This is a genomic window from Brachyspira innocens ATCC 29796 (genome assembly GCF_000384655.1).
GTDB classification, from domain to species: Bacteria; Spirochaetota; Brachyspiria; order Brachyspirales; family Brachyspiraceae; genus Brachyspira; species Brachyspira innocens.
Map to the genome: position 1 here is coordinate 55,685 of NZ_ARQI01000117.1, position 10,468 is coordinate 66,152.

At 26.9% G+C, this 10,468-nt stretch carries 6 protein-coding genes; 1 reads left to right on the forward strand and 5 read right to left on the reverse strand.

What is annotated here, in order from left to right; genetic code table 11:
* Positions 1–102: 102 nt before the first annotated feature.
* A complete protein-coding gene (mfd, locus tag F811_RS0109620; RefSeq protein WP_020005037.1) occupies positions 103–3,849 on the forward strand; it encodes a transcription-repair coupling factor in 3,747 nt (1,248 codons plus the stop codon).
* A gap of 64 nt (positions 3,850–3,913) precedes the next feature.
* Here the strand turns inward: mfd and F811_RS0109625 are convergent, their stop codons facing one another.
* The 5 genes from F811_RS0109625 to F811_RS0109645 all read right to left on the reverse strand — a co-directional run bounded on the left by F811_RS0109625 (position 3,914) and on the right by F811_RS0109645 (position 10,009).
* On the reverse strand, positions 3,914–4,807 hold the full coding sequence (locus F811_RS0109625; RefSeq protein WP_020005038.1) for a metallophosphoesterase: 894 nt from the start codon (positions 4,805–4,807) through the stop codon (positions 3,914–3,916).
* Between the two features lie 18 nt (positions 4,808–4,825).
* On the reverse strand, positions 4,826–6,886 hold the full coding sequence (locus F811_RS0109630) for an ABC transporter permease family protein (protein WP_020005039.1): 2,061 nt from the start codon (positions 6,884–6,886) through the stop codon (positions 4,826–4,828).
* Between the two features lie 119 nt (positions 6,887–7,005).
* A complete protein-coding gene (locus tag F811_RS0109635; protein WP_020005040.1) occupies positions 7,006–7,383 on the reverse strand; it encodes a hypothetical protein in 378 nt (125 codons plus the stop codon).
* Between the two features lie 115 nt (positions 7,384–7,498).
* Entirely contained in the window at positions 7,499–9,022 is a 1,524-nt protein-coding gene (lysS, locus tag F811_RS0109640) for a lysine--tRNA ligase (protein WP_020005041.1), read from the reverse strand.
* 618 nt (positions 9,023–9,640) lie between these two features.
* A complete protein-coding gene (locus tag F811_RS0109645; protein WP_020005042.1) occupies positions 9,641–10,009 on the reverse strand; it encodes a hypothetical protein in 369 nt (122 codons plus the stop codon).
* Positions 10,010–10,468 lie beyond the last annotated feature (459 nt).

Here is a 10,468-nt window from a genome sequence, read left to right on the forward strand (position 1 = left end):
AACAAAGTTTATACAATCTTTTTATTATAGGCTATTGCTATTTAATAGAATATTATTTATATTTATATATTTATATGGAAAATATTTTACGGTAAAAATATCATGTACAGCAGCGAAATAATATCAGACATATTAATAGAAAGATTTACTAAAAGCGAAGAATATTTAAATTTCAATATAGAAAACACAAAAAGTATAACATGCCTTAAAGGAGGAAGCGATGCATTATTATTTGCATCACTTTTTCAAAAAAACAGTATTTTAATAATAAAAGAAAATGAAAGCGAGGCGATGCTTCTTAGCCAGTCATTAAACTTTTATAACATACCTAATTATTATTTTCCAGATTATGATACAGTACCTTTTACAAAAATGTCTCCTATAACCGATATAGCTCAGGAGAGAATAAATATTTTATACAGATTAATAAATAAAGAGCATTGTATTATAATAACAACCATAAACGCTATAACAAGAAAAATAGCAAACATAGAAGACCTTAAAAAACTTTATATAGAACTTCATATAGGCGACAAACTAGATTTGGATAATTTAAGATTAAAATTATATGATTTGGGATATGTTATAGAAAGAGAAGTTGCTGAAAAGGGTACTGCATCTGTTAGAGGAAGTATTGTAGATATATTTTCTGTAGAATATGATAACCCTATAAGAATAGAAATGTTTGATGATGAGATTGAAAGTATAAGGTTATTTAATATAGAAGACGGAAGATCATTTAAAAGTATTGACAATATAATAATTTATCCAGTACGTGAAGTTGTTTACAGCGATGAAGATGTAGAAGCTTTTTTAAATAAAAATAATACAGAAGATGAAATTAAAGATAATATAATTAAGAGAAAATATTTTGCGGGAAGTGAGAATCTGCTTCCTATGTTTTATTCAAATCTAGAAACTATATTTGATTATTTTGATTACGGATATGTCTTTATAGATGATGCTCTAAAATTAAAAACAAAATTAATAACAATACTTGACACTATAAGAGAAAATTTTAATGATATAGATAATATGTTTTCTCTAATAGGAGATATTGAAAAACTATATATTAATAATGATTATTTTAATGAAATAGTAAAAAAGTCAATTAATATATCGCCTTTTATAACAGACATTGATATATACAAATTTAATTTTTTAGAAGGTGTTTCTTTCAAATCAAGATTAACGGACTTTCTTGATTATGTTAAAGAATACAGAAAAAAAGATTATCTTATAATTCTATCTACTGGACATTATGATCAGGCTTTAAGATTCTATAAAATAATGCAGGATTTGTCGCCCATAATTATAGCACCAGAGGAAGAAAAGAATAACGAGGAAGATACTAAAGAAGATTTTAATAAAAAAGAAGATAATGAAGAGAATAAAGAAAATAAATCAGAAATAAAAAATACTGAAAAAGAAAATCATAAAGAGATAATTTTAGAAGATAAAAACATTACATCAGAAGAAAACATATCGGAAGAAAAAGAAGACTATTCAAAAAATGAGAATAATTTTTATATTATAACGGCTCAGGCTTCTTCAGGATTTATAAAAGACAGCATAAAAACTATATTTATAGCAGACTGGGAAGTATTTGGAAGAAAAAGAAAAAAGGTAAGAAAGATACCTAAAGTCAATAAAAACCTAATAGAAACATTTGTTGATTTGAATGTAGGAGACTATGCTGTACATGTCAATTATGGTATAGGAAAGTATTTAGGATTAACAAGAAAATTATCTAACGGAAAAGAGAAAGACTATATCACTTTGGAATATGCTAAGGGGGATAAATTATATATACCCGTTGAGCAGATGAACTTTGTACAGAAATATATATCTGGTCATGGAGAAGCTCCTAAATTAACTCAGCTTGGAGGAAGTGCTTGGGATAAGATAAAAAGCAAGGCAAGAGAAGATGCACTAGCTACTGCAAGAGAATTGATAAAACTTTATGCTATAAGGTCTAATATACAGGGAAATGTTTATGGTGCTGATACTCAGTGGCAGGACGACTTTGAGGCTTCATTTAAATATGAAGAAACTGTTGACCAATTAAGGGCTATAAATGATATAAAAGAAGATATGGAAAGCGGCAAGATGATGGATAGGCTTGTATGCGGAGATGTGGGATTTGGTAAAACAGAGGTGGCATTCAGAGCGGTATTTAAAGCTATAATGGCTGGTAAGCAATGTGCCATACTATGCCCTACTACTATACTTTCACAGCAGCATTACAACAACGCCAAAAAAAGATTTGAAGATTTTCCTATACGTATAGAAGTTTTAAATAGATTTGTTACAAGTAAGCAGGCTAAAAGAAATAAAGAATTATTAAAAACAGGTTCCTGCGATTTGATAGTAGGCACACATATGCTTTTATCTAATGATATAGAGTTTAAAAATTTAGGGCTTATAGTTATAGATGAAGAGCAGCGTTTTGGAGTTAAGCATAAAGAGGCTTTAAAAAGATTAAGATTAGAAACAGATGTCCTCACACTTTCGGCTACTCCTATACCTAGAACATTAAATATGGCTTTAACTGGAATAAGAGATATAAGCATAATAGAAACTCCTCCTCTAAACAGAATACCAGTAAAAACTTTTGTTACAGAGTTCAGCGAAGAGGCAGTTGTAAATGCAATAGAGAGAGAGCTTAAAAGAGAAGGTCAGGTATTTTATCTATACAATAGAATAGACACTATAGAATCATTCGCATTGATGATAAAAAAACTATGTCCTAAAGCACGTATATGCGTAGCACATGGAAGAATGACTGGTCATCAGTTAGAAAAAATAATGGAAGATTTTATTAATCATAAATATGATATTTTAGTTTCAACTACAATAATAGAAAACGGAATAGACATACCTAATGCCAACACCATATTAATAGATAATGCCAATAGATTAGGTCTATCAGAACTTTATCAGTTAAGGGGACGTGTAGGAAGAAGCGATAGAGAGGCTTATGCTTATATGTTTTATCCTAGCGATTTGGCATTAACAGAAGTTGCTTATAAAAGACTGGAAGCTATATCAGAACATACAGATTTAGGAGCTGGTTTTAAAATAGCTATGCGTGATTTAGAGATTAGAGGTGCCGGTAATATATTAGGAAAAGAGCAGTCTGGTATGATATATCAGGTTGGTTATGAACTTTATACTCAAATGCTTGAAGAGGCTACAAATGAATATAAAGGAGAAATTAAAGAAGTTACATTCGATACAGTAATAGATTTAAAGCATAATCTATTTATACCAGATTCTTATATAGCAGATTCAAAAGAAAAAATATCAGCATACAAACTTATAATGCGTTCTCAGGATAATGAAGATATTGACTATGCTAAAGATTATATGATTGATAAATACGGAAAAATCCCTAAAGAATTGGAAGATATTTTTGATATAGCAAGACTTAAAGTAATATTAAAAAGAGTAAGAGTATTATCAGTAATTGAAGGTCAGTATAATATATATTTAAAACTTGATAAATATTCTAAAATAGACACTAATAAACTTATAAATCTTATAAACACAAAAAACTCTGGAGTATATTTTGATAAAGATAATCTCAATCAATTAATAATACCAGTTATAAATGAAAAAGAAAATAATCTTGATTGGAAAATAGAAAAAATAAAAAACACTATACTTGAAATAGAAAGTGATAAAATTAATGAAATAGAAAATAATGAAGATATAAAAGATGAAAATAATCAAAATAATATGAGTATTACAGAAGCCAATTTCAAAAATAATAAAAGCAGTAAAAAAAGAACTTATGTTAGAAGAAGTAAATCTCCGAAATTAATAAAGATTAATAAAGATAAATAATTGTGATTATGCAATATATTCAAAATATATTTTACTTTATTAAATAATTATATCTAGGTATATATTATTTTCTTTTCAAAGTTATTATAACGACTTCAGGGTATGCTAATAATCTAAAAGGCATAAGCACTGCCCCTATTCCAGAGGTTACATATACTTTCATCTTCCCATAATTCATAATACCGTAAATTACTGGAAAATGTGGATATTCTTTATTTTTATTTAAACCTTCCCAAACCCACATAGGAAGAAAACTTATTTGAAGCCCATGAGTATGACCCGATAAAAACAAATCTATAAATTCGGTGTATCCTTTATCTTTCGCCATTTTTAAAGGTATATTTGGTTCATGTGATAATAATATATGAAAATCATTTGATTTAACATTTTTAGTTGCTGCTTCAAAATCAACATTATCAGTTAAAAAATCTCCAACACCTCCTATAGATATATATTCTCCCATTTCATTTGTTATAAATAAAATACTATTATCCATAACATTAAATCCGTTTGAATATAGAGCATTTGAAACATCAGAAGTACTTTCCCAATTATCATGATTGCCTAATACAGCATACTTTCCATATTTTGCTTCCAAGCCTTTTATACCGTTAGCAAATTTCTTTGTATTTTCTTCATCATAATGACTGAACTTATGAGGGGCACTGTAAATATAATCGCCTGCAAATAATATTATATCAGGGTTTTCATTGGTTATCAAAGCAGACATATTCTTTACATGACTTTCAGGTATATAAAGCCCTGCATGCATATCGGCTGCCAAAGCAATTTTTGTATTATCAAAACTCTCTGGCAGATCTTCAAACTCTAATGTAATATATCTTACTCTCAAAGAATGTGCTGTTTTATACATATACAAAGTTATACAAATAAATAATACTACAACAATTAAAAATATTATCTTATTTCTCTTTGATATTTTTTGTAAAAAATTCATTTTTAATCCTTAAACTCATTATATATTATTATAATTAGATACCAAAATAGATAATAAAAACGATAGTACAACTATAGATATACTAAATAATAAAAACTTCAAACTAAAAGGAATAAGTATAAATATAATCAATACAGATACTATAATAGAAGATAGTAAAGACACTAAATATAATATATTTAATAATACCTTTTTATACCAGCCCATTATAAATTTAGATAAACGTCTGTTAAAAATAGATAGTATTGATGAGGACAGCAAAGACAAAATAAATGCTAAAGATATTATAAATAAAATAATCACATTTTTATCCAAGATACTATGTTCTGTATAATACTCTTCGTTTGCAGATACCGCACTCAAATTATTACTATTCACAAAATCACTTTTGGCTAAAAGAGAATATATATTATCATTATCAGAAAAAACTATTATACTTTCATTATATGGAGATTTGTCGCCTTCTTTCAAATATATAAAACTATTCATAGCAGTGATGTCTCCTATAATATCATAATTTCTATCTTTCAAATCATATATACCGCTCACATAAAAATATCCTGTCTCAAGCCAGCCTCTTGAAGCTTTTGCTATCAATGACAAAGCATCTCCTATTTTTAAGTTTAGATATTTGGCTAAATCTTTTCCTATGATGATTTCTCTTTTAGGACTTTCAAATATTTCTCCTTCTATTATGATATTAGATATGCTAAGTCCGCTTTCTAATATATTTTTTTCATAAGTATATACTCTTGAAGCTATACTTCCAGTTCTTATAACTACGCCAACTGGAAAATTAATTGCTCTTTCAATTTCTGCATATCTGTCATATGATTCTATCTCTCTATAGAGCATATTGTATATATTATCATCTACAGAACCTTTAAATAAAAACGTATTTTCTGATGTATTATCCTTTACTATCCTCACAATACTTTCTAATTTTTTATTATTAGAAATATCATTTGTAAATGAGAGAAATGACAAATATAATAATATAAAAGCCAAGGCATAAGTAAATGATAAAGCTATTACTATAAGCAAATTTTTGTTTTTATTATAATTCTCTTCTTTTATTATAAATAGATTCTCTAAAATACTATATTTCAAATTAGCAGATAAAACTGATAATATATTTACAGCAAGCATACAGGCATATATATAATTAAATATAAAGTCTGTTTTATAATACAGCTTTAAAATAATAAAATATATAATAAATGATATTATAAAACCAATAAAAGAAAATAATACTTTGCTTTTTAATAATATTTTATATGTGCGTACTGTATATGAATTAATAAATAAAAATACTGAAAACAATACGAATAAATACACTAATAATATATAAATATTAATTATTTTATTATCTTCATTGATATTATAATTTTCTCCTAAAATATCACTTTTTGAGTATATATAAAAATCATCTCCGAAAATAGTTTTAATATCATTATCATAATTACTCAAATCACTTATATTTTTTTTAACATAAACTTCAGTTGCAGTATTTTCCATTCCTATAAAATTATTCAAATTATCAATATCTATTAAAGCATAGTTATAATCTAGTTTTTCTGATATTTCTATAACAGTATATTCTTCAGCATTATAATGACCTGTTTTTGTTATGAGTTTTAATATAACAGTATCATTAGTATTAACATCTAAAACCGAAGCTATTGATTTACTTATTATTATAGAATTATTTGAATCAAAATTTTCTGCTGTTTCATTCTTTAATATATCAAAAACTTCATTATCGTTTTTTATATCAATACCATTTATAACAATCTCTTCTTCGCCTATATATGATATAAGACTAGCACGATATTTTAGTCTTGCAGTTATAGGACTTGATTTAAATACTTCTTTTAATTTATTCACCTTATCTTTATAATCATATATATAGTACTCATCTAAAGCATAGTCTCTTGAGTTTTTATAATTTGTATTCATTATATTAATATAGCTCAAAGATGTATCAGTGTCTTTATTAGTAGAATAATTTATAGTTAAAAATGCCGTTAAAGTTATTATTATAGATACTATTAATGTTAATATATTACTCTTTATCATAATTTACCTATTATCCAATACAAAAATTATTTAATTTTTATGATTATATCTTAATAAGCATTTTTGTAAATAGTAAATATTATTTTTTGATAATGATATATTTTTTGATAAAAAACAAATTATAATAATGAAGAAGCCCTATTAGTATCAAACAATATAATTTTTGTAACTATAAAAAATGTTTCTGTAGTATTTTTTTCTCTGCCTTCTCTCTCTTCTAAATATCCCTCAGCCTTGAGATAAACCTTTGTAGGACCTTCAAAATTAAAACTTAAAAACTCTCTTTCAAGATTATAATATTCTCCTTCAGCTGGAATCTGATAATTACTTGAAGAAGCATAATCAATAAAATATGATGAGCCTGTGAGACATATAAAATCTCCCTCAAATACTTTATATTCTCTTGGTTTATTATTTAATTTTGAATTATTTTTATTACTGCAATTACTAAAAGAAAATAAAAGAGTAACAATAAAAACAAAATAAACTATTTTCATTTTTTATCCTTTTCATATTTTAATGCTGCTTTATTATATATAAAACATATTAGTAATAAAAAAGGAATACCAAAAAATGATATTCCTTTTAATTATTTTTAATAGCAATCTATTATTACTGATCTGATTTTCTCATTTGAGGGAAAAGAATAGTATCTCTAATACTAGCAGCATTCAAGAATAGTATAGCCATTCTATCAATACCTATTCCAAGTCCGCCTGTAGGAGGAAGTCCGTATTCCAAAGCATTAATGTAATCTAAATCCATATCCATAGTTTCGTCTTCGCCTCTTGCTTTCGCTTTTAGCTGTTCTTCAAAACGTTCTTTTTGATCTATCGGATCATTAAGTTCGCTGAAACCGTTAGATAACTCCATTCCTCCTATAAATAGTTCATATCTTTCTGTAATATCAGGATTATCAGGATACGATTTTGAAAGAGGAGAAACTGCTTTAGGATAATTAATAACAAATGTAGGCTGTATTAATTTTTCTTCTACTCTGTCTTCAAATACAGCAACCATTACTTCCCATTTTGTAGGTTTAGTTTTTGAAGTATCTATTTCTACACCTATTGATTTTGCTTTTTCTATTGCTTCATCATCTGAGTTTATTGCATTAAAATCAAGTCCAGAATGTTCTTTAACCAAATCTACCATAGGAACTCTTGCAAATGGAGGCTTAAAGTTAATCTCATAATCTTTATAAACTGAAGTATATTTACCATTTAATTTATAGCACACTTTAGAGAAAACATCTTCTACCAATTCCATAACTTTATAAAAGTTAGCATATGCCATATACGCTTCCATCATAGTGAACTCTGGATTATGTCTTGTAGATATACCCTCATTGCGGAAATTTCTATTAAGTTCAAATACTCTGTCAAAACCGCCTACTACTAATCTTTTTAAATAAAGCTCTGGTGCTATTCTAAGATAAAGTGTCATATCCAAAGTATTATGATGCGTAACAAAAGGTTTTGCCTTAGCTCCGCCTATAAGAGGATGCATCATAGGAGTTTCTACTTCTAAAAAATTATGTTCTATCATTACTTCTCTTATAGCTGATATCATTTTTGAACGTTTGATAAATGCCTCTTTTACATCATCATTCATTATCAAATCAACATATCTTTGTCTGTAGCGAAGTTCTGTATCTGTAAGTCCATGAAATTTTTCTGGAAGAGGATTAAGAGATTTAGTAAGAAGTTTTAATTCGCTTGCATATACTGTTATCTCTCCAGTTTTAGTTTTAAAAACTGTACCTTTAATGCCTACTATATCGCCTATATCGATTAACTTTTTAAATACTGTATTATAAAACTCATCGCCTACCTTATCTCTTTGTATATAAGCCTGAATAGTACCCTGAGAATCTTTTATCGTTAAAAATGAAGATTTACCCATTACTCTGTAAAGCATAATTCTTCCAGCAATGGATACCTCTGTCTGATTCTTTTCTAATTCATCAAATTTTTCTGCTATATCATGAGACTTATAAGTTACATCATAGCTGTTTGGAAAAGGATTAATACCCATATTCCTTAATGTGTTTAATTTCTCTTTTCTGTTTTCTTTTTCTGCACTAGTATTTTTTTCATTTTGCGTATTTTCAGAATTATTTTGATTTTCTGACATTAAATTATCCCTCTCAAATTATTTGTTATTTGTAATGAAAATAACATTAAAAATGTCCTATAAATATATATCAAAAATAAAAAAAATTCTATACAAAAAATCCTAAAATATATAATAGACTTGTTTCAAAACTACTTGACAAGATTAAGTATAAAATAGATTTGTTTCAAAACTATTTTTATTTATAATTGCGGGGACTAGCCCTGCGAAGCACACAGTCGTGCCGCACCCCCACTTCTTTTGTGACGCTGTCTGCCTTCGGTGTGCCACAAAGAAGCAAAAAGGATACATTTCAGGCTAAATTTGGTAATTTATTCTACATGTAAAACATAAATTAGTACTATTTAGTGTTATTTTTATACTTGCACTTTCTCGAAGCATATCCGAGCTTGTCGAGGATATAAGGTTCTTTTGGCAAAGCCCGCCACTCTGTGGAAGGCTGGGAAAAGCTGAATAAAAAAATTGACAAACCATAGTTGTTTATCTATATACTGAAATTAATATAAATAAAATGGAGAGGAATTACCCTCCCCATCAATACAGAAGAAAATAAAAAGTTTTATTATTTGCTGAAAGTTACACTGCCGCTTTCGCCTTTTCCTTCTGGTACAGTAATGCTTACTTTACAATTAACTGTTTCATTATCTTTAGTAAAATTAAGGCTAACATTAACATTATAAGTAGTAGGGCACCACTACCTGTAGAAGGATATTCATATTTTTCAGTTTCAAAACTGTAATCGTAGGATTGTTTTTCAGCTGTCAAATCCCAAGGTATTAATTCTCCATATATACCATTTAATGAAGACAATACTCCTGTGGCATCTGAAGCAATACTAAAAGATACATCTCCATCTGAACTAACAGACATAGTTGATGAACCGCTTTTGTATGTACCTATTAAATTTGTTGTTCTTACTTTTGAACAAGCTGTTGAGAATAAAGCTAAAGCTGTTAAAACTAAAGCTATTTGTAAAATTTTTTTCATTTGTTTTACTCCTATTATTTTTTATTAATAAAAAGTTATATCTCGAGCTATAACCAATTATTTGAGAAATTAATTTTTTTGAATGCAATGCCAAAAGATGTATTGCTTTATATAATATAGAAAAAATATAAAAATATTTATTTATGAATAATAAAGAAATAACAAATAAATTATTGTTAGTTACTGTAGACTGTAGACTGTAGACTGTAGACTGTAGACTGTAGACTGTAGACTGTAGACTGTAGACTTGCCTTTAATATAAGAAATTGCTTTTAATATCATAGTAAATGAATTATACATTATACAATTAAAATGTCAATTAAATTTATATATAAATCATTAAAATATTGCATATTATTATTAACTATAATATTTTATTCTATATAAGCATTTCTAAAATCATATACAGAAAAAATATCGTATTTTACACCATGAAGTTTTTTACTTTGCATAACAGTA

Excerpts from the sequence above, each read along its gene's own strand:
- mfd (WP_020005037.1), top strand. The coding sequence starts at position 103 with ATGTACAGCAGCGAAATAATATCAGACATATTAATAGAAAGATTTACT.
- F811_RS0109625 (WP_020005038.1), bottom strand. The coding sequence starts at position 4,807 with ATGAATTTTTTACAAAAAATATCAAAGAGAAATAAGATAATATTTTTA.
- F811_RS0109630 (WP_020005039.1), bottom strand. The coding sequence starts at position 6,886 with ATGATAAAGAGTAATATATTAACATTAATAGTATCTATAATAATAACT.
- F811_RS0109635 (WP_020005040.1), bottom strand. The coding sequence starts at position 7,383 with ATGAAAATAGTTTATTTTGTTTTTATTGTTACTCTTTTATTTTCTTTT.
- lysS (WP_020005041.1), bottom strand. The coding sequence starts at position 9,022 with ATGTCAGAAAATCAAAATAATTCTGAAAATACGCAAAATGAAAAAAAT.
- F811_RS0109645 (WP_020005042.1), bottom strand. The coding sequence starts at position 10,009 with ATGAAAAAAATTTTACAAATAGCTTTAGTTTTAACAGCTTTAGCTTTA.